The 22706-nt window shown below is 34.4% G+C and carries 20 protein-coding genes and 2 pseudogenes; 17 read left to right on the top strand and 5 right to left on the bottom strand.

From position 1 onward, the window contains the following. Positions 1 to 308: 308 nt before the first annotated feature. Entirely contained in the window at positions 309 to 1916 is a 1608-nt protein-coding gene (locus tag M1D66_RS22595; protein WP_088859411.1) for an N-acetylmuramoyl-L-alanine amidase, read from the top strand. Between the two features lie 150 nt (positions 1917 to 2066). Beyond that, on the top strand, positions 2067 to 3020 hold the full coding sequence (locus M1D66_RS22590) for a TRM11 family SAM-dependent methyltransferase (RefSeq protein ID WP_025709965.1): 954 nt from the start codon (positions 2067 to 2069) through the stop codon (positions 3018 to 3020). A gap of 141 nt (positions 3021 to 3161) precedes the next feature. Here M1D66_RS22590 and M1D66_RS22585 read toward each other — a convergent pair whose 3' ends face one another. Beyond that, the gene (locus tag M1D66_RS22585) at positions 3162 to 3392 is read right to left on the bottom strand and encodes a YflJ family protein (RefSeq protein ID WP_100617920.1); all 231 of its coding nucleotides are present in this window, start codon (positions 3390 to 3392) and stop codon (positions 3162 to 3164) included. 208 nt (positions 3393 to 3600) lie between these two features. On the opposite strand from M1D66_RS22585, the gene M1D66_RS22580 reads away from it, so the two are divergent. The 9 genes from M1D66_RS22580 (at position 3601) to M1D66_RS22540 (ending at position 13494) form a co-directional block, all read left to right on the top strand. Beyond that, positions 3601 to 4605 (top strand): proline racemase family protein, encoded by a 1005-nt coding sequence (locus M1D66_RS22580; protein ID WP_242554837.1) that lies wholly within the window; start codon positions 3601 to 3603, stop codon positions 4603 to 4605. Positions 4606 to 4624: 19 nt separating this feature from the next. After that, the gene (locus M1D66_RS22575) at positions 4625 to 5602 is read left to right on the top strand and encodes an ornithine cyclodeaminase family protein (RefSeq protein WP_242554836.1); all 978 of its coding nucleotides are present in this window, start codon (positions 4625 to 4627) and stop codon (positions 5600 to 5602) included. Positions 5603 to 5963: 361 nt separating this feature from the next. Beyond that, entirely contained in the window at positions 5964 to 7550 is a 1587-nt protein-coding gene (locus tag M1D66_RS22570) for an ABC transporter substrate-binding protein (protein WP_016121974.1), read from the top strand. Between the two features lie 55 nt (positions 7551 to 7605). Next, positions 7606 to 8556, top strand: a complete 951-nt coding sequence (locus M1D66_RS22565) for an ABC transporter permease (RefSeq protein WP_000278778.1) — start codon at positions 7606 to 7608, stop codon at positions 8554 to 8556. 6 nt (positions 8557 to 8562) lie between these two features. Further along, positions 8563 to 9414 (top strand): ABC transporter permease, encoded by an 852-nt coding sequence (locus M1D66_RS22560; RefSeq protein WP_001065302.1) that lies wholly within the window; start codon positions 8563 to 8565, stop codon positions 9412 to 9414. A gap of 26 nt (positions 9415 to 9440) precedes the next feature. Further along, the gene (locus M1D66_RS22555; protein ID WP_242554835.1) at positions 9441 to 10433 is read left to right on the top strand and encodes an ABC transporter ATP-binding protein; all 993 of its coding nucleotides are present in this window, start codon (positions 9441 to 9443) and stop codon (positions 10431 to 10433) included. After that, the gene (locus tag M1D66_RS22550; RefSeq protein WP_242554834.1) at positions 10426 to 11397 is read left to right on the top strand and encodes an ABC transporter ATP-binding protein; all 972 of its coding nucleotides are present in this window, start codon (positions 10426 to 10428) and stop codon (positions 11395 to 11397) included. Before M1D66_RS22555 ends, M1D66_RS22550 begins: the two co-directional genes overlap by 8 nt. A gap of 604 nt (positions 11398 to 12001) precedes the next feature. Beyond that, positions 12002 to 12622 (top strand): DsbA family protein, encoded by a 621-nt coding sequence (locus M1D66_RS22545; protein ID WP_000448622.1) that lies wholly within the window; start codon positions 12002 to 12004, stop codon positions 12620 to 12622. 347 nt (positions 12623 to 12969) lie between these two features. Then, positions 12970 to 13494: a nuclear transport factor 2 family protein gene (locus M1D66_RS22540; protein WP_197323509.1), complete on the top strand. Its 525-nt coding sequence runs from the start codon at positions 12970 to 12972 to the stop codon at positions 13492 to 13494. An 807-nt stretch (positions 13495 to 14301) separates the two neighbouring features. Here M1D66_RS22540 and M1D66_RS22535 read toward each other — a convergent pair. The 4 genes and pseudogenes from M1D66_RS22535 to M1D66_RS22520 all read right to left on the bottom strand — a co-directional run. Further along, on the bottom strand, positions 14302 to 14919 hold the full coding sequence (locus M1D66_RS22535) for a putative bacteriocin export ABC transporter (protein ID WP_000571715.1): 618 nt from the start codon (positions 14917 to 14919) through the stop codon (positions 14302 to 14304). Positions 14920 to 14921: 2 nt separating this feature from the next. Continuing rightward, the gene (locus M1D66_RS22530; protein WP_044307484.1) at positions 14922 to 17087 is read right to left on the bottom strand and encodes a DUF1430 domain-containing protein; all 2166 of its coding nucleotides are present in this window, start codon (positions 17085 to 17087) and stop codon (positions 14922 to 14924) included. A gap of 87 nt (positions 17088 to 17174) precedes the next feature. Further along, entirely contained in the window at positions 17175 to 17579 is a 405-nt protein-coding gene (locus tag M1D66_RS22525; RefSeq protein WP_000709112.1) for a lactococcin 972 family bacteriocin, read from the bottom strand. Between the two features lie 679 nt (positions 17580 to 18258). Continuing rightward, positions 18259 to 18477 (bottom strand): annotated as a pseudogene (locus M1D66_RS22520) (transcriptional regulator); the annotation flags it as partial. Positions 18478 to 19307: 830 nt separating this feature from the next. Between M1D66_RS22520 and M1D66_RS22515 the strand changes: the two are divergent. The 6 genes and pseudogenes from M1D66_RS22515 to M1D66_RS22490 all read left to right on the top strand — a co-directional run. Further along, positions 19308 to 19493 (top strand): annotated as a pseudogene (locus tag M1D66_RS22515) (DUF4176 domain-containing protein); the annotation flags it as partial. 115 nt (positions 19494 to 19608) lie between these two features. After that, the gene (locus tag M1D66_RS22510; protein ID WP_325844544.1) at positions 19609 to 19761 is read left to right on the top strand and encodes an ornithine cyclodeaminase; all 153 of its coding nucleotides are present in this window, start codon (positions 19609 to 19611) and stop codon (positions 19759 to 19761) included. A 126-nt stretch (positions 19762 to 19887) separates the two neighbouring features. Beyond that, positions 19888 to 20184 (top strand): WXG100 family type VII secretion target, encoded by a 297-nt coding sequence (locus tag M1D66_RS22505; RefSeq protein ID WP_000918591.1) that lies wholly within the window; start codon positions 19888 to 19890, stop codon positions 20182 to 20184. A gap of 186 nt (positions 20185 to 20370) precedes the next feature. Next, on the top strand, positions 20371 to 20646 hold the full coding sequence (locus tag M1D66_RS22500) for a TIGR04197 family type VII secretion effector (RefSeq protein WP_000529655.1): 276 nt from the start codon (positions 20371 to 20373) through the stop codon (positions 20644 to 20646). Between the two features lie 41 nt (positions 20647 to 20687). After that, the gene (locus tag M1D66_RS22495; protein WP_000076116.1) at positions 20688 to 21050 is read left to right on the top strand and encodes a DUF3958 family protein; all 363 of its coding nucleotides are present in this window, start codon (positions 20688 to 20690) and stop codon (positions 21048 to 21050) included. Further along, the gene (locus M1D66_RS22490; RefSeq protein WP_000056051.1) at positions 21047 to 22684 is read left to right on the top strand and encodes a ribonuclease; all 1638 of its coding nucleotides are present in this window, start codon (positions 21047 to 21049) and stop codon (positions 22682 to 22684) included. Before M1D66_RS22495 ends, M1D66_RS22490 begins: the two co-directional genes overlap by 4 nt. The last annotated feature ends 22 nt before the right edge of the window (positions 22685 to 22706 follow it).

The raw sequence follows: 22706 nt of genomic DNA, 5'->3' as shown, positions 1-22706 counted from the left end.
ATCGCTTTTTTATCCCGCTATTTGCCGAGTAGTAAGACCCCTACCTCAAAATTTAGCGAAAGCAAAAAAGTTAGATGGGGACCAGGCTGCCTGTAAAAGCCCGATTGGTGAGGGCTGATTAAAGTTTTTTATATACATTCATTATAAGTTATATATATGCGATTTTTGTTATACGACCGGAAACGTATTTACTATAGATATATAATGTTATACACTATGAAAGGAATTAATTAATAGTTAATATTTTTTAGTTAGCTTGATTAAAAAAATTGTATGAATATGAAGTTTTGAGAGGAGATTTATTTTTCATGAAGTACAAAGCAATAGCCGCAGGTTTATTAGCAGCAAATTTACTAGCACATCCAATTAGTAGTTTAGCAGAAACGAAGAAATTTCCTGATGTTTCAGATAGTGCGTGGTCGAAAGACGCAATTTATTATTTAGTGGAGAGAAATGTAATTAACGGTATGCCAGATGGTAACTTTATGCCATACGGAAATTTAACACGTGCCCAGGCAGCAAAGATTATCGCAACAGCAATTGGTGCTAAAGTAGATCCAAATGCAAAGCCGTCTTATAATGATGCAAAAAATAGTTGGGCAGCTTCATTTATTGCAGCCATGGAAAAAGAGAATATTATTAAGGGACGAGAACCAGGAGTATTTGATCCAGAAGGAAAAGTAACTCGTGCTGAAATGGCAGCTATGCTTGTAAGAGCATATAATCTGAAGAGCAAAGTAACAGGACCAGTTCCTACAAAATTTGCTGATTTAGAGAATCATTGGGGTAAAGAAGAAGTTAATATTTTAGTAGAATTAAAACTTTCTTTAGGTACAGAGAATGGCTGGAAACCGAATGATTCTATTACGCGTGAACAAGCAGCTCAGCTTACTGCGCAAACAGATAAATTTAGCAAGAATAGTGATCGTCCAGTAGAAACAAAGAAAATGTACATAGATAGAAAATTCATTACATATCACGCACCATCATTAAGTTCTGGGATTAGTGCAAATCAGCATAATCCACAAATGGTTGAAATTAAAGAAGAACGAGATGGATGGATCAAAATTGCAACAAGTAACGGTGATAAATGGACACCTTTAGTAGAGAAAACAGAAGTTATTAATGAAGGATTCACTACTTATGCAGAAGCTTCTTCTTCGTCAAAAGTAATGGGAACACATAACGCACAGCAAGTAACTGTTATTGAAGAGAGCGGCAGTTGGATTCGTATCCGCATGGGCGCTGGTTTCCAATGGGTTAATAAAAATCAATTAAATCCAGTGAAGCAAGGTAACTTCTTAGAAGGAAAAGCGATTATCATTGATCCAGGTCATGGTGGAGCAGATTCAGGTAATCCAGGTTATTATGAGAAAGAAAGTGAAACTGTATTAGATGTATCATTACGATTACAGAAAATATTTGAGAAAAAGACACCATTTACTGTGTTATTCACTCGTACAGATGATACACGTCCAGGAACAAGTGCTTCTGATTCTTTAAAGAAACGTGTAGAATTTGCTCAAAAAAATAATGGGGATATTTTTGTAAGTATTCATGGTAATGGCACGGAAGAGAAAAATGGACAAGGTACAGAAACATTCTACTATGAATCAGCGACAGCAAGAGGAACAAATCCTAACGTATCAGAAAGTCGTTTATTAGCAGAAAAAATTCAAGAGCGTCTTGTAGATGCACTGGGAACAAAAGATCGTGGTGTGAAAAAAGGCGATTTATACGTAATTAGAGAAAATACAATGCCAGCTGTATTAGCAGAATTAGCATTTGTAGATAATAAAAGTGATGCAGATAAAATAGCTACACCAGCGCAAAGACAAAATGCAGCGGAAGCTATTTATCAAGGTATTTTAGATTACTATGAAGAAATGGGTAACAACGTGTCTTCTTTCCGTTAATAAATAATAAGAGATTGCCATTGGCAGTCTCTTTTATTTATTAACGTTTCTCTTTATTTCCGGCATATGATATCATTTAATTTTATATACAAAAAAGTATTTGAGTAATTGTAATCATAACAATTTTAAACGATAGAGGATGATAATAGATTGAATAATCATAGTAAAACACCTGCCTGTATATATACGTATGCATTTCGTGAGGAGGAGCGTGCTTTATGTTACTTGGAAATGCGCTCGTTCTTTGGAATGGAGTCCCACGTTAATATTTTAAAAAGTGATGTAAAAATTGACCCGAGTAGAAGTGCGTTTATGAAAGAGCGCGTTGAGGTTATGTATGAAGGGGACGACTTAGAAAGCATTTTAAAACAAGTGGAACAAATTGATTTAGCGGGGGCGTCGTTTAAAGTTATCTTCGTTAAAATCAATGACCTCGTTGGAGAAAATAAAATTGAATATGGAGAAAGACGTCTTATTGAACGAGACCTTGGCATGCATATTGAAGGAGAAGCGGATGTTCGTAATCCAGAGCGTGTATTCGGGATTGTTCCTCTTGGAGGACGCTGGTACTTCGGGCACTATGTAGAAAGCGAACCAGTTTGGTATCATCACATAAAAAAACCGCATAGTTATTCGACATCACTTAGCACACGTGTTGCGAGATCGGTTGCAAATATCGCTGTACCAAATCCAGAGGGAGTACGAGCAATTGACCCGTGCTGCGGTATTGGAACAGTAGTAGTAGAAGCACTTTCTATGGGGATTAACATCGTTGGTAGAGATATAAATCCACTTGTAGTTCTTGGAACAAGAAAAAATATCGCACATTTCGGATTTGAAGGAACAGTAACAAAAGGACCAATCGAGGAAATTACTGAGAACTACGACGTTGCCATTATCGATATGCCGTACGACCTATTTACGCATGCCACACCAGAAGACCAGCTCTCCATTCTTTCAAGTGCACGCCGCATCGCTAAAAAGGTAGTCGTTGTCACGATGGAAACAATGGACGACATGATCCATGAAGCAGGATTTGAAATTAAGGATCGCTGTATTACAAGAAAAGGATCATTTACTAGACAAATTCTTGTTTGTGAATAAGAAAGGAAGGTCACCCGTTTGGGTGACCTTTTTAGTGTAGTTTGATGTGTGATTGATTGGTGGTGTAGATAGATGAATTAGCGGAATTTGTCGGTAAGTCGATATTCCATGGCGAATCGCCGATATCGTTACATTAGAATATTACTGTTCTTTTAATTTTTCTTGTTGTGCGATTAATAAATTGCGTAATACGTGTCCGCGGTAACTTTCTAGTTTTCGTCCTTCATGATAGCGTACGCCTAATTTTTTTAGTTCAGCTACGTACCAGCCCTTTGTTCCGTAATACATGGGATCACTTCCTTTTTGCTTTTGAACAGTATATGTTGGGGGGCGAAGTAACTTTACATTGAAAATATTAATGGTAAAAGGAATCCTACATGTGTGTACGAGAGGAATTGCAAAGTTATCGAGATGTTTTATAACGTAACATCCAAGCTGTGTATAAAAAAGTAGACAGTTGTATATGAATTTGTTGAAAAAAGAATACACATTACTGAGGGGATTTGAAAAAAGTAATGCTATACGATTTGGCATGATACTTGCGTTGGAAATAGTATCAACGTATAGGGGAGAGATAGAAATGAAGGTTAGTAAAATATATACAACGATTGATGCACACGTAGCTGGGGAGCCGCTTCGAATTATTACGGGCGGCGTGCCAGAAATAAAAGGGAAAACGCAGCTGGAAAGACGCGCATACTGTATGGAACATTTGGATTACCTTCGTGAAGTTCTTATGTATGAGCCGAGAGGACATCACGGAATGTACGGTTGTATCATTACACCGCCAGCAAGTGCCCACGCTGATTTTGGTGTTTTATTTATGCACAATGAAGGATGGAGTACGATGTGTGGTCATGGCATTATTGCTGTCATTACAGTTGGAATTGAAACAGGCATGTTTGAAGTGAAGGGGGAAAAACAAAAGTTCATTATTGATAGCCCGGCTGGGGAAGTCATTGCGTATGCAACATATAACGGGAGTGAAGTAGAATCTGTATCATTTGAAAATGTCCCTTCATTTGTATACAAAAAAGACGTTCCTATTAAAATAGATAACTATGAATTTCAAGTAGATATCGCGTTTGGAGGAGCATTTTACGCTGTTGTAGACTGTAAAGAATTTGGTTTGAAAGTTGATTTTAAAGACTTGCCCGCTATTCAAACGTGGGGCGGTAAAATTAAACATTATATAGAGAGCAAAATGGAAGTGAAACATCCACTTGAAGAAGGATTGAAAGGAATATACGGCGTTATCTTTTCAGATGAACCGAAAGACAAAGGTGCTACGCTACGAAATGTAACGATTTTTGCTGATGGGCAAGTAGATCGTTCTCCTTGCGGTACAGGAACTTCCGCAAGAATCGCAACTCTTTTTGGAAAAGATGCTTTACAAAAGGGAGAAATTTTCGTCCATGAATGCATTACTGACGGGAAATTCGAGGGGGAAGTATTGTCGGTAACCGCAGTAGATACATATGAAGCTGTCGTTCCAAAAGTAACGGGGAATGCCTTTATTACAGGATTTCATCAGTTCGTTGTAGACCCGAGAGATGATTTGAATCGAGGATTTTTGTTAGGATAAGAGGAGGGGGTGGAAAGATATGCTAGTCATAAGCGCGAACGAACAAAGAAACTTAGTAAATATGAATGAAGTTATTGAATACGCGGCGCTTGCTTTAAAAGAATTTTCCGCAGAAAGAACCATTACACCAATAAGAGGCTCATTACCATTTGCGAACGAGCAAAATACGGCATTAATTATGCCTTCAGTAGCGGAAGGACTTGAGGCACTTGGAGTAAAAATAGTAACGGTAGTCCCGCAAAATAAACAGATAGGAAAGAAAACGATCAATGGGATTGTGATGCTATCAGACTTTCAAACGGGAGAACCGCTCGCACTTCTAGAAGGATCGTACTTAACGATGATCCGAACAGGCGCCTTATCAGGAGTAGCGACAAAATATTTAGCTCGTCATAACGCAAGAACTTTATGCATTATCGGCACGGGTGAACAAGCGAAAGGAATTGCCGAAGCAATATTTGCGGTTAGAGATATCGAAAAAGTCATCTTATACAATCGCACAGAAGAAAAAGCGTATGCATTTGCGCAATATATACAAGAGAAATTTGGTAAACCTGCTTACGTTCACAGGGATCCAAATGAAGCAGTACGTGAAGCAGACATCATAGTCACAACTACGAACGCAACCACACCAGTCTTCTCAGAAAAACTACAAAAAGGCGTCCACGTAAACGCCGTCGGCTCATTCAGACCGAGCATGCAAGAACTACCCTCACACGCCATCACAAGCGCAAACAAAGTAGTAGTCGAATCAAAAGAAGCAGCACTAGACGAAACAGGAGACCTTCAAGTTCCGATAAAAGAAGGTCTATTCAAAGCAAACGCCATTCACGCTGAACTTGGTCAAATTATAAGCAAAGAAAAAGCTGGACGCGAAAATGATGAAGAGATTACTATTTTCAAATCAGTTGGTTTGGCGGTAGTAGATATTATCGTTGCGAAGTATTTGTATGAGAAAGCGGTGGAGCAAGGGATGGGGAATAAGATTGAGTTTTGAGACTGCCTTTTGGTGGTCTTTTTTTCAATTCATCAAATGTCATGATAACCGCCTAAATGTGTTTTTTGTCTTTAATCCCATTCTACATTTTCGATCATATAAAACAATCATTTTAGAGGGGTTTTCTGTAAGCTGCTAGTTTTTTAACTCATTTTATGAGGCTACTTATTCGTGGTCTTTTTATTTTCTCCTCCGCATAAATATAGTTTATCGCAAGAATGCATTAATAGATTACAAACTTTCTACCTTTGCGAAAAAGTTTGACAATACATACCGGTAGTGGTAATTTAAAACCTATAAGAAAACTCGGTATTAATTCCGAGTTTTCTTATAGGTGTAAATAGTCGAGAGGGGTCGAAATATGAAGAAGAAGTTGTTTGTATTACCATTTGTCCTACTATTATTTATTGCATTAGCTGCTTGTTCAGGGGAAAAAGATTCGAAGCAAGCGGGCACTAGTAAATCAGGGACTCCGAAAGATGGAGGGGCGTTAACGATTGGTGTTAGCGATAATCCAGATACGATGAATCCGCTTTATGCGAATGATCGTGTGTCATTAACTGTGCAGCAAGCTTTATATGCGCCGCTATATCATATGGAAGACGGTAAGAAAAAGTTTGTTCTTGCTGAGAGCTTTACGCCTTCAGAAGATCAATTAACGTGGACATTGAAACTAAAAGATAATTTGAAATGGCATGATGGTAAGAAAATTACATCAGACGATATTGCATTTACATTCCAATCTATTTTAGATGAGAAGCAAAATAGTTCAAGCCGTGAAAACTTTATTTTTAAAGGAAAGCCGCTTGAGGTGAAAAAGGTAGATGAGTTAACTACTCAATTCGTTTTACCACAAGTAAGCGCATCTTTCGAAGGTGTGATGAATGATTTCTTCCCAATTCCGAAACATGTATTTGAAGGGGAAGCAGATTTAGCGAAGAGTAAGAAAAACTTACAGCCTGTAGGTTCAGGACCGTTTAAGTTTAAAGAGTATAAATCAGATGAGTACGTTGCATTAGATCGATTTGATGATTATGTAGGTGGGAAAGCTAAATTAGACTCTATCGTATACCGCGTTGTAAAAGACCGTAATACAGCAAATGTTTCACTGCAAAATGGTCAAATCAACATGAAGATGATTGAGCCGCAAGACTTTAAGAAACTAGATAGTACTGGGAACTTCTCAATGGTGACATTCCCTGAAGGTAGATTATTCTACTTATCTTATAACATGAATACAGATTTGATGAAGAAAAAAGAAGTGCGCCAAGCAATTGCGCATGCGTTAGATAAAAAAGAAATGATTAACTCAGCATTCGTTTCAGGTGAATTTGCAGAACCAGCAAATTCAATCTTAACGCCAGACGCTATGTATTATGCGAAAGATATTAAAGACTATAAGTATGATAAAAAAGAAGCGAAAGATTTATTAGCAAAAGCTGGCGTGAAAGATAACGAAAAAGTACGTGTGATGTATGTAACGAATAATAAAATCATGGAAAGCTTAGCGTTATATACACAACAAAAATTAAAAGAAGTTGGCTTAGAAGTTGAACTAAATGCATTAGATGCTAGTGCAGCAAGTGAAAAAGGCTTAGATAAAGAGAATAAAGAATATGACATTACATTTGGTGGTTACATAATGGGACCTGAGCCAGATTCATATAAGAGCTTATTCTTAAGTAATGCTGAATACAATTATGCACGATATAAAAACGCTGATTTCGATAAGTTATGGGAAGAAGCTGCAGTTGAAACAGATAAAACAAAACGCGCAGAGCTATACCATAAAATTCAAGAGACAGCTAGAGAAGACGTACCTTATCTACCAATCGCGTATCCGAAAGCAGTTATTGCAGTAGATAAAAAGTTTGATGGATTAAAAGAAGCGAAAGCAATTCCTGTCACAATGTTTGAAGATCTATCTAAGATTTATGAAGTGAAATAAGAAACAATAAAGAAGCTGGTGGAAATCAGCTTCTTTAGCTTGAGGGGGGAAGTTTGTGTATAAAGTAATTGCGAAGAGGCTTTTAAATGCAATTCCGCTTTTATTTGTTATTTCTATTATTTCTTTTCTATTAATAAAGCTAGCGCCGGGGGATCCCGTTCGAAACTTTGTAACGCCAAACATGAGTCCAATTGATGTGGAGCGTATTCGCAAAAGTTTAGGACTAGATCAACCAATTTACGTGCAGTATTTTTTATGGTTAAAAAACATTTTAACAGGAAATTTTGGTTACTCACTTCAAAATCATCGTCCTGTTTTGGAACTTATCACAGAAAGATTACCTGCAACAATTGGGTTAATGGGATCATCTTTACTCGTCTCATTCGTAATCGCAATACCACTTGGACTATTTACAGGTGTGAAAAAGAATTCATTCTTTGACCGCATTGTAAACTTTATTTCATACGTTGGTATTTCTATGCCGGTTTTCTGGTTTGCACTACTATTAGTCTACTTATTCTCTTTAAAATTGAACCTACTTCCGAGTATGGGTATGCGCACCGTAGGTAAAGATTCTGTCTGGGATATTGTGCAACACGGCATTTTACCTTGTATGGTGTTAGCATTCCAAAACGTATCTGTTTATATGAGATATATTCGTTCAAGTACGATTCAGCAATTAGAAGAAGAATATGTACAAATTCAATATGCGTACGGCGCTTCAAAGAAAACGGTGTTATTTAATCACGTACTTCGAAATGTATTAATACCAATCATTACAATTTTCGGATTATCGATTCCAAGTTTAGTAGGCGGAGCGTTTATTACGGAAACAGTATTTTCATGGCCGGGTCTTGGTTCACTTGGAGTAAATGCTATTTTTAGATTTGATTATCCGATTATCATGGCAATTACATTACTATCATCATTCATGTTAATTCTCGGTAACTTAATTGCTGATATTTTATATGGCGTAGTAGATCCGCGCATTCGAATGAGGGGGTGATTTGGAATGAATAATAGGAGATTTCAAACGATAAAAAGTAGTTTTACGAAAAATAAGTTTGTACTAATGGGAGTTATAATACTTGCGATTTTAACGGTCGCATCAATTTTCGCATTCGTATCGCCGTACGATCCTAGCAAAATGTCGATTCCAGATCGCTTACAAGAACCAAGTATGAGTCATCCTTTCGGAACGGATGATTACGGAAGGGATTACTTAACGAGAGCGTTATATGGCGGACGAGTTTCGCTTGCGGTCGGTTTCCTTGCGATGGTTGTTTCTATTACAATCGGTACTGCAGTTGGAACAATTAGCGGGTATTTTGGCGGAAAGTTAGACAACTTTTTAATGAGAGTTGTTGAAGTGCTTATGTCAATTCCATCATTCTTTTTAATGCTACTATTAAATGCGTATTTAAAACCAGGAATTACGACGTTAGTTCTTATTATCGGATTACTAACATGGATGGACACCGCCCGTATTGTAAGGGCAGAAACGTTATCTGTAAAAGAGCGTGAGTACGTTTTATACGCAAAAGTATCAGGACAAAAATCACTTATGATTATTGTAAGACATATCATTCCTAACATTTTATCAACCATTATTATCGCTGCGACATTAACAATTGCGACATCGATTTTAATGGAATCATCACTTAGTTTCTTAGGATTAGGTATTAGAGAACCAGATTCTTCTTGGGGCAGCATGCTAAACAATGCGCAAGGATATATTGGTGAAGCTTGGTATTTAACACTCTTCCCAGGATTCCTTATCCTTTTAACGGTACTTAGTTTTAACGTAATTGGTGAAGCATTGAAGAAAGCTTTCGCACCAAAAGGAGCCGGACATGAAAACTAAAGTGTTAAGTGAAAGGAGTGAGAAGCGTGTCTGAAAAACTACTAGAAGTGAAAAATTTAAAGACTTCTTTTTTCATAGAAAGTGGCGAAGTTGAAGCGGTTCGCGGCGTTACATTTCGCTTAAATAAAGGAGAAGTAGTCGGTATCGTTGGGGAATCTGGAAGCGGGAAGAGTGTAATGGCGAAGTCTGTTATGTCTCTCGTTACGTCACCAGGAAAAGTGAAAGAAGGGGAAATCCTTTTTCATAATGAAAACATACTTTCTAAATCTGAAAAAGAATTGCGTTCTATTAGAGGAAATCAAATTTCACTTATCTCTCAAGACCCAATGTCAGCGCTAAATCCGGTCGTGAAAATTGGAAAACAAATGACGGAAGTAATTATACGTCATCAAAAAGTGAAAAAGAAAGAAGCAGAGCAAATCGCGATCAACTTGTTAAAACAAGTCGGCCTTTCGTCGCCAGAAGAAAGGGTGAAACAATATCCGCATGAACTAAGCGGAGGTATGAAGCAGCGGGTTATGATCGCAATGGCGATGTCTTGTAACCCAGACCTTCTCATTGCGGACGAACCGACGACAGCACTTGATGTAACGATACAAGCACAAATACTAGATTTAATGAAAAACTTAAAAAACGAAACGAACATGGCGTTACTTCTTATTACGCACGACTTAGGAATAGTCGCACAAAACTGTACACGCGTTATCGTTATGTATGGCGGACTTGTTATGGAAGAAGGACCTGTACTTGATATTTTCCAATCGCCGAATCATCCATATACGAAAGGGTTATTAAACTCTCTGCCAAAAATCGCAAACGGCGTAAAAGAAAGACTTGCTCCCATTCAAGGTGTAACGCCAAACTTATTAAACCCACCACAAGGTTGCCCGTTCGCAGAGCGTTGCCCGCATGCGATGGACATTTGTGAAAAAGAACGTCCACCATATTTTGAAATCGGAAACGAAAGACGTTCCATGTGCTGGCTAAACGATAGGGCGGTAGGTGATTTTCATGCATGAAGAAAACTTAATTGAAGTTCGGAACTTAAAAAAGTATTTTCCTATTAAAAAAGGACTATTTGGCAGAAAAACAGAGCAATTAAAAGCAGTCGATGACTTAAGCTTTACAATTAAAAAAGGTGAAACATTCGGGTTAGTAGGAGAATCTGGCTGCGGAAAATCAACGACAGGAAGAAGCATCATTCGTTTACACGACGTCACTTCAGGTAACGTTTTATTCGACGGAAAAGATATCGCAAGTTTAAAGGAAAGTGAACTAAAAGAATATCGAAAAAGAATGCAAATCATTTTCCAAGATCCATATGCATCATTAAACCCGGCAATGAACGTATTCCAAATTATTAGTGAGCCAATGAACATTCATGGATTTTATGAAAAAGAAGAACAAAAAGAAATCATATTAGACCTGCTTAAAAAGGTAGGCTTAAAAGAAGAACATTTATATCGCTACCCGCACGAATTTAGCGGGGGCCAGCGCCAGCGCATTAGCATCGCGCGCGCACTATCTGTAAAACCAGACTTTATCCTATGTGACGAACCAATCTCAGCACTCGATGTCTCAGTCCAAGCACAAGTCGTAAACATGCTGCAAGACATCCAAGAAGAAACAGGCGTCACATACTTATTCATCGCACATGACCTATCCATGGTAAGACACATATCAGACCGAATCGGAGTCATGTACTTAGGAAACATAGTAGAAATTGCCGATAGTGAAGACCTATACGCAAAACCGGCACATCCATACACACAAGCACTACTCTCATCCATGCCAGAACCAGATCCAACAAACACAGGCAAAGAACGGATCATCCTAGAGGGGGAAGTTCCAAGCCCACTCAACTCACCATCCGGCTGCAAATTTAGAACGCGCTGCAAATTCGCCACTGAAAAATGCGCACAGGAAGTACCGAAGATGGTTGAGATTGCGAAAGGGCATGAGGTGGCTTGTCATTTGTTTTAGGGAGAAAGCACTAGGGGGAACCTGGTGCTTTTTTCTTTTGTGTTGGGGTGTGGGATTGGTTGTTAGTTTAGGAGATAACGCGCTCGAAATTTGTCGGTAAATCGATATGTTGTGTCGAAACGTTGATATATTCGGAGTTACGATCGATAGAATCGAATAATCGTTGATATATTTTTGTAAAGAGTGGGATTAGTTGTAGATTAATGTAGAAATTTAATGTTTTCGAAAAAAAGAATTGACTTCTATATTTGTTGTAACTAAAATAGTTACATAAAGATGTAATTAATTTAGTTACAACTAATATCTGCTAAAAATATGATTTATATATTTAATTAAGGATGGTAGTTCATACGTTGCCACCCGGTGTAGAAAGTTACTAACACATTCAAATCAATGCATATTCTAAGCTTTAGTATTTTCTGTTACGGGGCAATAAGGTAAAACGTTATCTTTTGTTAAAAACCTTGGTGGATCTTTCTTTGGAAATATTAGTTTTGGGGAAATATAGTAAGGTATCTAAAAAAGAATAAGGTATAAAAAGATGTACTTATATAAACCAAAAATTTAGTTGAGCTGGATAATAAAAAAAAGGTAGGAGATTTAAATGGAGACGAAACAAGATAATCTTATTTACGTATGGGATGCATATTGTGGATGGTGCTATGGTTTTTCAGAAAGTATTAAAGGATTTTACAAAAACCACACTGAAGTACCATTAACGGTTTTATGTGGAGGGTTATTTTTGGATAATTTACCAATGAAAAACTTCTCATATATAGAAGAAGGAAATAAAAGAATTAATCAACTTACAGGTGCTGAATTTGGTCCTTCCTATCAAAAATTGGTGGAGGAAGGGACTTTTAAAATGAATTCGAAAGATGCTGCAATTGGTTTTTCAGCTTTACGCTCATTAGCGCCAGACCGTTTATTAGAATTCACTTCGGCTATGCAAAAAGCGTTTTATTATGAGGGCCAAAGTCTGAGTGATCCTGAAACATATCGTAAAATTGCAATCGAGCATGGTTTGGACCCTGAACAAGTATTAGAACGTTTAAACGCTCAAGAAACAATAATAGATGTCCAAAATGATTTTAATAAAGTTCGACAGCTTGGTGTTAATAGCTATCCTTCCTTACTTTTACAAAAGGATAATCAAATTATTCCTATTGGTGGTGGCGTAATGACGCCGGATAAAATTGAAGCGCGTTTTAAAAATTTATATTAAGAAAATTTAGGATATAGTAGCAAACATGTTATCTTAGGCCACCTGACATTCATCTCCGGAATATTCGCCAGTACTATTACACTTTCAGATGAATGGGAGTGGAAGATTGTATCCCGCTTTAACGGGCAGTAAGACCCCCACCTCAAAATTCAGTGGAAGCAAAGAAGTTAGGTAGGGGATCAACTGTCCGTAAAAGTCCGATTGGTGTGGGCTAATAATCAGTGGGGGATGAACAAAACCCCCACTGATTAAAGTTTCACTTTATCGGAACAAGATAAAAATATGATAATTAGTTAATAACTTTAACAATAGAAGAAAACTTATTTAAGTAGAAGAGGTAGGTATATATGAAATTAGAGAAAAGTTTAATCATAACAATTATTTCTGTATTTATTTTAGGAGTAGTTTCGACTTTGGTATATCAAGCTTCCACTGGTAATAACAAAGGGAACTCAATTAAGAGCGAAAATGTCGCTTCTGTATCAAAAGAAGTAAAAGAAAATGAAAAGAATAAAAAGATGGTAGTTGATTTCTATAATGAAGTTTTTAACAAACATAATATCGATATTATCCCTAAATATGTTAGCGAAGATTATCAGCAACATAATCCTTTTGTTGCTGATGGACGAAAAGCCTTCATGGATTTCTTTAAGGAGGATTTTGTTAAAAATCCTAATTCCTCTGCAGAGATTAAACGTGTAGTAGCTGAAGGGGATACAGTTGCTCTTCATGTACATTCTCGTACTAATTCTCAAGATAAGGGAGTTGCTATAGTGGATATATTTCGTATCAAGGATGGAAAGATTGTCGAACACTGGGATGTAATTCAAGAGATTCCAAGTGAAGCAGCTAATGATAATACGATGTTTTAGATAGAAGATATATTTAATAATTGTTTAATTGATAGTGCTTTGTAGAATTTAGATAAGTAAAGGAGATGTCCTAGTACTATGCCTGGGACATCTCCTTTTTGTTTTAACGATATTTAATTTATTGTTATTTGTATTTTTTATGTACTACTATTCAAGTACATATCATTTCAGGCGGTTTTCTTTTATCCCGCATTAACGGGCAGTAAGATCCCCACCTCAAAATTCAGCGAAAGCAAAGAAATTAGGTGGGGGCGGGCTGCCCGTAAAAGCCCAATTGGTGAGGGCAAAGTTTCACTTTATGCTTCTATATTTTCCCTCTTCTACACCAGCAAAAGCAAATCAGATAAAAATGTAGGGCTTAAGTAACTAAAATAAAGAAAAAGCCATACAAGTAGTATGACTTTCTTTGCGGAACAATTAAGCTTGTGGTGCAGGCGGTCTTCCATTGAAGTTAGAACGTTTTGGAATTCCTTAAATTAAGAACAGAGTGGGATTAATCCTAGCCCAATTACTAGCGCTGTTTTCTACATACCTTACTTTTTTACGAACAGATTCCAACTGATTTAATAATTCATCACTATTAAATCGTTATAAGCTTCTTTTATACAATATTTCATACACAATATCAGCTTCTCGATTTTTTGCAATAGGACCCATTTTAATGACTTTAATAAGGATACGTATAGTAACGAAGAGACGATTCTATAAATACATAAGAATCGTCCTTTCGTTTTGCAAATGATGCATTAATATCAGTCTCATACTATTTTAATGGTATGGGTAAAAATAGTTTCTTTTTAACCTACGCTAAATTGTTATAATTTTTTTTGCTCTAGAGGCCAATTCCATATCATGTGTAACAAATATTATCGTTTTTCCATCTTCATTAAGGTCTTTTAATATGTTAAACACTAAATCTCGATTATTGTTATCTAAATTACCAGTTGGCTCATCAGCTAAAATGTAGTCGCATTTTTTAATAAGTATTCTTGCTAAAGCGATTCTTTGTTGTTCTCCACCACTAAGCTCAAAAATTTTTTTCTTCTCATAATTAGGCAAATTCACTTTTTGTAAAGCTTCTTTTATTATTTTTCTTTTATCGATATTTTTTTGATATTCTAGGGCTATTAATAAATTTTTCTCTACCGTTTCGTTTTCCATTAAAGCGTAATTTTGAAATAGATAAGCTAATTTTTCACGTTGCAATAGTAAGGTTTGCTTTTTGTTTGGATTCATTTGTTCTTCTATAATTATATCTCCAGAGTCGCTTTGTTCTAATAAACCAATAATATTTAATAACGTCGTTTTTCCTTTTCCACTTTCCCCAACGATTGCGATGAAGTCTGTATCTTCAATCTTCAATGAGAAGTCTTTTAATACAACTTTATTACCAAATTTCTTATTTATATTCACTAATTCAATCATTACTAATGTTCTCCTTTTATGATAGCATTGAATGTTTGATTGCTTAATTTCTTATCAAAGAAATAGCTTATTAAAATTTCTAAGATTAGGATCAAAATACCTATAGAAATCACATAAGTATCAATAACATATATAGATACAGATATAATAGGTATAATATTTACTAATAACAATAAAGTAATCATAATTTTATTGCGCTTTATAGCGCTAAATCCAAATAACTGTTTAATATACAAATTGAACTTGTTTTTTTCATAGTAACTAGAAATAGTGTTATAAGTTATTAGAAAATTCGAGACGATTAATATGATCATTGCGATCAATAAATTTTCTTTTTCTGTTTTTAGGTTTTGAATTTCAAACGCTAAACGATCATATACTGAGGTGATATTTTGTATAGTTGATTGAGCCTCATTTTTAGTAATGGTAGCCCTTATACTATCGTATGGTTGCTCACTATTAGTTTTAAAATAAAATTCAGATGCAACATATGACAAATAAAAGGATTGATTGAAGATACCTGTATCAATAATTGCAATAGGATCTCTAATGAGATTTTTATCTTCCGCTTTTATAGTTGAATCATAAGTAAAATAATCTTGATTATTTTTTACATATATAATATTTATATTTAACTCTTGTTCTTTAGTGTTATTTTTCTCTCTTCCTAGTTCCTCATTATAAATGTTATCAACTTCAACTTTTTGGAAATAAAAATGTTTTCTATAATTCTTATATATCTCCTTCTCATATTCCTTTAATTTTTCAGGCACTAATATATTCATAGTATTCGAATCATGAATAATTTGCTCTTTGATTGTTTTTTTAACTGATTTAATAGGATTATAAGATAAATAGTTTGAATTTATAGTAACACTATTTCCGGAAGGTTCTAACTTCGGATCCCCATTTTCATTATTTAAATCATAGATATACTTTCCATCTATTTTGTCATAATTTGACGTACTAATTAGAAAGCCACCATGTTGTTTTTCCATATCCAAGTAAAGGTCTTTCATTTTTTTGCTAATTTTTTCTTCCGCACCTAAATCGTCGCCCTTAGCGAAAGTAACTTGAGTTTTATAAATATGTTTAGTTTTTGACCAATTAGATAAATTATCTATCTTTTGATTGAGTTCATTCGATAGGATTTTCCAATGATACGTGGACAATAACATTACGACTATAAATAGAAATTTTAAAGTGAAATTTAATGTGCTAACTAATATATATGGCTTGTTACCTTTTATTTTTGAAACATTTATATTTCTAGTAAAGGCTACTATCGTAATTATTGTGATAGGTATAATTAAAATAAAACTCAATGTAATTGCTATAATCCAAAAAATACATGATAATTCAAAATAAAAATCTGTACTATCTGTAAATATACAATACATAATAAATAATACATAAATCATAAGACTTGATAGTATCATGATTTTCCCTAAATTAAAGATAAAGAAGCTAACTATTTTTTTTCTTGTATAGCCCAATGTTTGCATGATAGCTATATCTTTCAATCTACGAATGATATAGTGAATAATCGCAACAAAGATGCATAATACAATCAAAAATATACAAAATATTTGAAACCCATTGCTCTCAAGTAAATATATAAAATCGGCTTTATTTTCGCCAAAAATTTCTGTTTTAGCTACATTTTCATTTAGTTCTTTTAACATGGCATTTATTTTTTCTTTATCTTGAGTCGAGATATAGTACATACCACTTCCATCAAAATTTTCATCTGCACTTAAAGGTTGGATAGTTATTTTAGTTTTCGAATCTATTCTTTTTATAATACCAATTTGATCTGTGCTCTCAATTTCAGAAGTACTTATAAATTTGTTTGAATTTACTTCTGGAAACTTCCCTGATTTTAACTTGATATGGTTATTTAAACTAGTATCAGTTGTGAAAATATGTAAATCATTTTCTCCCGGGTATATGTATTTTGAAATATTCACATTATATTTCTTTGCTAAACTTTGTAAAAATTCAATGTAATTCTTAGTGTAACTTTTCTCTTCTTCAAAATTTAAAGTAATACTAGTTGTATTTTTATAGAATAATTGTTGTGTTTTATATTCTTTAAAAATATTTAAAGATAAAAATGCAGTTAATGCCAGCGTTGCTGCCATTAAAATAAAAATGATTTTTTTCATGCAAACACCTCTTAGAAAAATCTAATATCACTAATTATCTATATTCAAAAACAAGAGAAGTTTTTAAACTTCTCTTGTTTTTGAATATTATTTATTATCGTAATTCGCTTTATTTGTACCACTAGATGTCCATGTAGCTTTTGCTTTGCTAAATACATCTTTCTTCTGCCATTTTCCATCATTGTAGACGCCTTTTCCATTTGTAACTGTTGCTCTACCTTGTTTTGTATAATGTTTATATTCGGAAATAACGTTTCCATCTCTTTTTCCTCTAATCCAATACCCACCGTCTGCTTTACCAGACGTTACACCTGCGTATAACTGAGGTTTATTGCCAGAATTGTTTTCATCTGCTACAAATCCTTCAGTTATTGTGCTATCCGCTGTCACAATTTCGGACTTTCCAACTGTTTTTTCTGCGGCAAATACATTCATTGAAGCTGGAACTACTAAAACACCTGCAGCAATTGCACCGATAATAGCTTTTTTCATACTAATTCCCCATTTCTATCATTTTATATTTTGTTAAGATTTTACACTAATGGAAAATCTTACAATTTAAATTTACCATATCCTTATTTTTTTGTAAATAAAAAGTAAATTTTCGGTTTATAATAATTGTTTTTAATTCATTGTTCATATATTCATCTTTATTATTTTTGCGGGATCAAGAAAGGGTATTTTAAGATTTAAATGGTAGTTGAAATAATAACGCCTTTCAAATAAGTTAAGAGGTTTTATTATTATTTTATGAGAGAACAACAGCGAAAAAAGCAGTGAAATAGACGTTTCTAGTAACAAATATTACTATGGAAAATTTAATGATTATTGGTAATATTGGGATATAATTATATGTTAACATAATATAGGATTGTATTGTTATTAAAAATTAAAATATTCAAAATTAAAAAAATCAACTCTATTAAAGAGTTGATCTTTGTAGTGGAAGTATTTTTTAATTGGACAAATTACCCTATGAAAAGAAAACAGTTCTGGTGCAAAAATAAAATACAATAACTTAACATGGCACAATAATATTTGGGACAGAATTCAATACATATTATTAAAATTAAGATAGTTCAAGTCGGCAGAAGGCACCTTTAGGTGTCTTTTTTTTATGAATTTCAACCCCACCTATTTCCGTAGGTGGACTACTCGTGATTTTACACAATTAAGTTATAGCAAAAGCATTTATATCGAAAGTAATTAAAATTAACTTTGTAACCCTATTAATCTCCATTGTTTTATTATCTTTTATTTTAAAATGAAGTCTTTTCCCTATACGTTCACTAATTACAATATTTCCAAAGGCTAATTTACGCAAATGTTGTACAATCAAATCCTCTGTAATTCTTGTTTGCTTACTTAAATCCAAAACTGACAACGATCCATTTTCCTTCCAAATGGAAAGAAGGGATAACCAATCACCCTCACAATAAACAGTTAATCCTATTTTATTATACTAGTACAATCTCACCAATATAAAAAAGGACCACCATTACTGGCAGTCCTTTTTTGGTAGTTTTAGAAATTAAATTATAACATATTAATATACAAATTATAAATATACTTTTACAAAAGATACTATAAGTTTTTTATAATTCTTGATTTCTCAATTTTCATTGCATGATGAATTTTCCTATAAGTATTAACAACTAACATTAAAATTATCAACCCACTAAATTATTAGAAAAAACTGGTTATCTACATAATTATTTGGTAAAATATAGATATAATTTAAGAGGGTAAAGTTAATATAGATCAACTAAGTAATGCTAAGAAAATGTTTTATTGCATAAAAAAAGGCTCCATTGCTGGAGCACTCAAAATAAACAAACGAATTAAAACAAGAAACAGACAATTTAACTATATAGATAAAACATAAATAAATCTATATATATGTAAAAATGCATATAAAAACTCTATTTATTGATGCTATAATAGGTTTACTCGATGATTGTTATATTTTTTTTATGGTTTTTAAGCAATAAATACCTTCTTAACACCAAGTGTACAAGTAAAAGAAGACATCTTAAGCGATGTCTTCTTTTCTTATATAATAACAACACAATAAAATTAAGATGGTTCAAGTCGGAGGAAGGCACCTTTGGGTGTTTTTTCTTTGTCGAATTTGCCTAATAGGGGCAGCACCACATTGCTATCAAGTTAAAAAATTTTTTCACCCAAAACAAAAAAACGAGCTGAATTCACATAAATAACTATGGAAGAAAACAAAAACTTAGGATTAAAGAACTTGTGATGTATGACTATATTGGCTGTTTTTATTCAGAAGGATATATTAATCCTGAGTATACATTTGTATTTAATCATGAGGATATCGAAGAAATTATATTTGTAGGTTTTATAGATGAGGAAGAAGAGGCATTTGTAGGATTGCTTAATTGAATAGGATCTAGAAACAGGTGATCTTCAAATTTTGATAAAACTAGCAATCTCCACGCCGAAATTGTTTAAATTATAAGGGGGAAAAGCTGGTCACGAAAATGATGAAGAGATTACTATTTTCAAATCAGTTGGTTTGGCTGTAGTAGATATTATTGTTGCGAATTATTTGTATGAGAAAGCAGTGGAGCGCGGGATGGAATTGGGTTTTGAGGGACTGCCTTTTGGTGGTCTTTTTCGCATGAAATCTTGTAAAGTAAGAAAAAGTTGAATATTAATATTCTAATATTCAATAGAAAGATAAAATGTTTTAAAGTTCAAAATAATACATTATAATATATTTAGTAAAATTAACCAATTTATATTTTACTCATTATGTATTAAAGGGGAAATGAAAATGGCTGGACAAATTCGTATGTCACCAGAGGAGCTTAAATCGAAAGCAGCTCGATATGGACAAGGTGCAAATCAAATTGAGGACATTTTAAGTCAACTACAAAATTTACAAAATGAATTAAGAGGAGAATGGGAAGGTCGTGCTTTCGAAGGTTTTGATCAACAGTTCAATCAATTAAAGCCAAAAGTACAAAACTTCGCACAGCTATTACAAGAAATTAATATGCAGCTTAATAAAACTGCAGAAGCTGTTGCTTCTCATGATGAAGAATTATCACGTAATTTCGGTTTGAAATAAAAATTGTCATACTCTATATAACAAGCATTTCAAATGAGCCATACAGCTTATAGTGTATGGCTCATTTGATTGCATGCCCAACTTAGCTGGACACACGTTTAAAAAGAGTGATATTGATAGGGAATTTTCATATATTTATTGGGATTTCTTTGGCATGTTCTGAAAATTAGAGAAAGGATTTGAGTGATGGGACAATTTCAAAGTAATTTTCAAACGGCACAACAAATTGCTACGCAGATGAGAACAGCTTCGAATATAATCCAAAGTGCAACAAATCGTTCTATAACAAAGGCGACGCGTACAACACTATCTGTTAATTCCAAAGCACAAGAAGCGAATCAACAAATGTTAGATTTTACGAAACAATTTTCCACTGCCTTTCAACAAGCGGTCGATAATATTCATTCAGTAGCCCAAGAGTTTGAGAGAATGGATAACGAACTTCACAACACTTTCCGCTAATGTGACAACCTACGTAAAGGTAAAATAGTAGGAGGAATATGATGAGTCAAGATATTGAAAAACAAATCAATCAAGTAAATCAAAAGTTAAGAAGTGTATTTGAAGAACAAGACCGAAATCAATCCGCGATTCACATTCAGGAGCAAGCGGAAGCAGATTTTTATGAATGGAGAGGTCGAAACCATCGTTTGTTTGATCGAATTTTAGGAACTTGGCATGGTGATAGAGAAATGTCTCAGTTTTTTATGAAGACATATCAAGAGGCACAACATATTGAACGAAAAGTCACATTTGAATTAGAAAACCAAAAAGAAACGTTGCTTAAAGAAAGACGAAACCTTAGTGATTTAGAAAACGACCTTTCCTATCAACAACAACAATTAGCGAGGGAGGTCAATGCATGAGCTTAAATATGTATTTAGGAGAAGTACAAGGCCAAACTCAAAGTATGAATGCTGTATGTAACGCTACTATTCAAGGTATGGAACAAGTCATTCAGTCAATTGATGCCTTTGCAATTGATACTGTTCTACAAGGACAAACTTATAGCAGTGCAAAATCATTTTTTGTACAAACCTTTCGTCCTTTAGCGCAAGGAATCATTTATCTGTGTGAAGAGTTAATTCGCCAGAACGATGCTTTTCCAAGTCAATTTCAATCACAAGTCGCTTCCACAGATGTAATTGAACAAGAAATATTAGAACAAATTCGAGAAATTGACCGAATGAAAGCAAGTATGGAAGCCATCAGTCAAGCTATGCCAATCCCAGGTATGGACGCTATGGCGAATCTTTTTACTGTGATGAGGAAAAAACTGCAAGAAAAGCTGGATCATTTGTATCAATTCAATCAGACCTCTAGTAATAATTATAGTACAGCCCTTCAATTAGCAGCTAGTATTGCTGCAGGTCTTGCGGAAGTTCAAAGTGGAAAAGGCTTTAGTCCTGCAAGTGGTACATTTAGTACGCAAGGGTTGAATATGGAATGGACAACTTCTATTCAGGCGATTACAGAAGAGAGGGCACGACAAGCTGCCAATTCAATTGAAGAGGGTGAAATGTGTGGTAAGCTACCTGAAAAATCTACTGGTGAAAAAATTTGGGACGGTATTGTAGAGGGTACGGGACAAGCAGTTAGCGATACAATAGACGGAATAAAAGCTTTAGGAGATTGGGAAACGTGGGAAAACATGGGGAACGCTGCTTTGCACCCTATTGATACCCTTAGTACCATGTATAATACATTGTCAGATTCATTTATTAATGATGTAATAAATGGAGATGCTGAAAGTCGTGCTAAATGGGGAAGTTATGCTTTAACACAAGTTGGATTAGGACTTATTGGTGATAAAGGATTAAGTAAAGCAAGTAAATTAGGTCAGGCAGGTAAAGTGACCAAACTAGCAAAAAATAAGATTCCGCAAGCTGTTTCACATATTACAAGTAATTTACAAATGGGAGATCGCTTTGCTTTTGCTGGTGGAAATAGTTTGCGATTTAGATTTGATACACCTGATTTTAAAAAAGCTGAAGAAAAGCTGTCGACCTATCAGTTTGCTAGAGGTGAAAGTAATTATGGTGGGAGTAATTTTGTTAATGAAAATCATAGATCTTCACTTTCTAATAGGGAAATTATATCTAATTTACAACATACAGAAAAATTTAGACCAAATACACTCAAACATATCCTAGAGGGTGAAATAAATTGGCGTGGTGACGCAATGGGTTATCATACTGAAGTATTGGAGAATACACCTGGAAAAATAATTAGCGGAACAGAAGAGATATTAAATGATCAAGGCATTTATAAAGCTAGGGTAGAAGTGAATGGAACCCCTAAAACTGGAAATAGAGGATTTTCTACATTTTTTCCTAAAGATTGGAGCCCGCAAAAGATTGTAGATAATATAAATGAAGCATATAATAATAGAACGTATGAATTTGGTAACACATATTCTGGAATAGGTTCAGAGGGTATAAGGATTAGCATGTATATAGATGGGAATGGGAAAATTATCTCTGCTTTCCCAGCGGAATAAATTTTATCTTTAGTATAAAGGA

The organism is Bacillus sp. PK6-16, from assembly GCF_056530295.1.
This window is presented reverse-complemented; position numbering and strand designations above follow the sequence as displayed.

Coding starts and splice junctions, on each gene's coding strand:
- M1D66_RS22595 (WP_088859411.1), top strand. CDS start 309: ATGAAGTACAAAGCAATAGCCGCAGGTTTATTAGCAGCAAATTTACTA.
- M1D66_RS22580 (WP_242554837.1), top strand. CDS start 3,601: ATGAAGGTTAGTAAAATATATACAACGATTGATGCACACGTAGCTGGG.
- M1D66_RS22575 (WP_242554836.1), top strand. CDS start 4,625: ATGCTAGTCATAAGCGCGAACGAACAAAGAAACTTAGTAAATATGAAT.
- M1D66_RS22570 (WP_016121974.1), top strand. CDS start 5,964: ATGAAGAAGAAGTTGTTTGTATTACCATTTGTCCTACTATTATTTATT.
- M1D66_RS22560 (WP_001065302.1), top strand. CDS start 8,563: ATGAATAATAGGAGATTTCAAACGATAAAAAGTAGTTTTACGAAAAAT.
- M1D66_RS22550 (WP_242554834.1), top strand. CDS start 10,426: ATGCATGAAGAAAACTTAATTGAAGTTCGGAACTTAAAAAAGTATTTT.
- M1D66_RS22545 (WP_000448622.1), top strand. CDS start 12,002: ATGGAGACGAAACAAGATAATCTTATTTACGTATGGGATGCATATTGT.
- M1D66_RS22540 (WP_197323509.1), top strand. CDS start 12,970: ATGAAATTAGAGAAAAGTTTAATCATAACAATTATTTCTGTATTTATT.
- M1D66_RS22535 (WP_000571715.1), bottom strand. CDS start 14,919: ATGATTGAATTAGTGAATATAAATAAGAAATTTGGTAATAAAGTTGTA.
- M1D66_RS22530 (WP_044307484.1), bottom strand. CDS start 17,087: ATGAAAAAAATCATTTTTATTTTAATGGCAGCAACGCTGGCATTAACT.
- M1D66_RS22525 (WP_000709112.1), bottom strand. CDS start 17,579: ATGAAAAAAGCTATTATCGGTGCAATTGCTGCAGGTGTTTTAGTAGTT.
- M1D66_RS22505 (WP_000918591.1), top strand. CDS start 19,888: ATGGCTGGACAAATTCGTATGTCACCAGAGGAGCTTAAATCGAAAGCA.
- M1D66_RS22500 (WP_000529655.1), top strand. CDS start 20,371: ATGGGACAATTTCAAAGTAATTTTCAAACGGCACAACAAATTGCTACG.
- M1D66_RS22495 (WP_000076116.1), top strand. CDS start 20,688: ATGAGTCAAGATATTGAAAAACAAATCAATCAAGTAAATCAAAAGTTA.
- M1D66_RS22490 (WP_000056051.1), top strand. CDS start 21,047: ATGAGCTTAAATATGTATTTAGGAGAAGTACAAGGCCAAACTCAAAGT.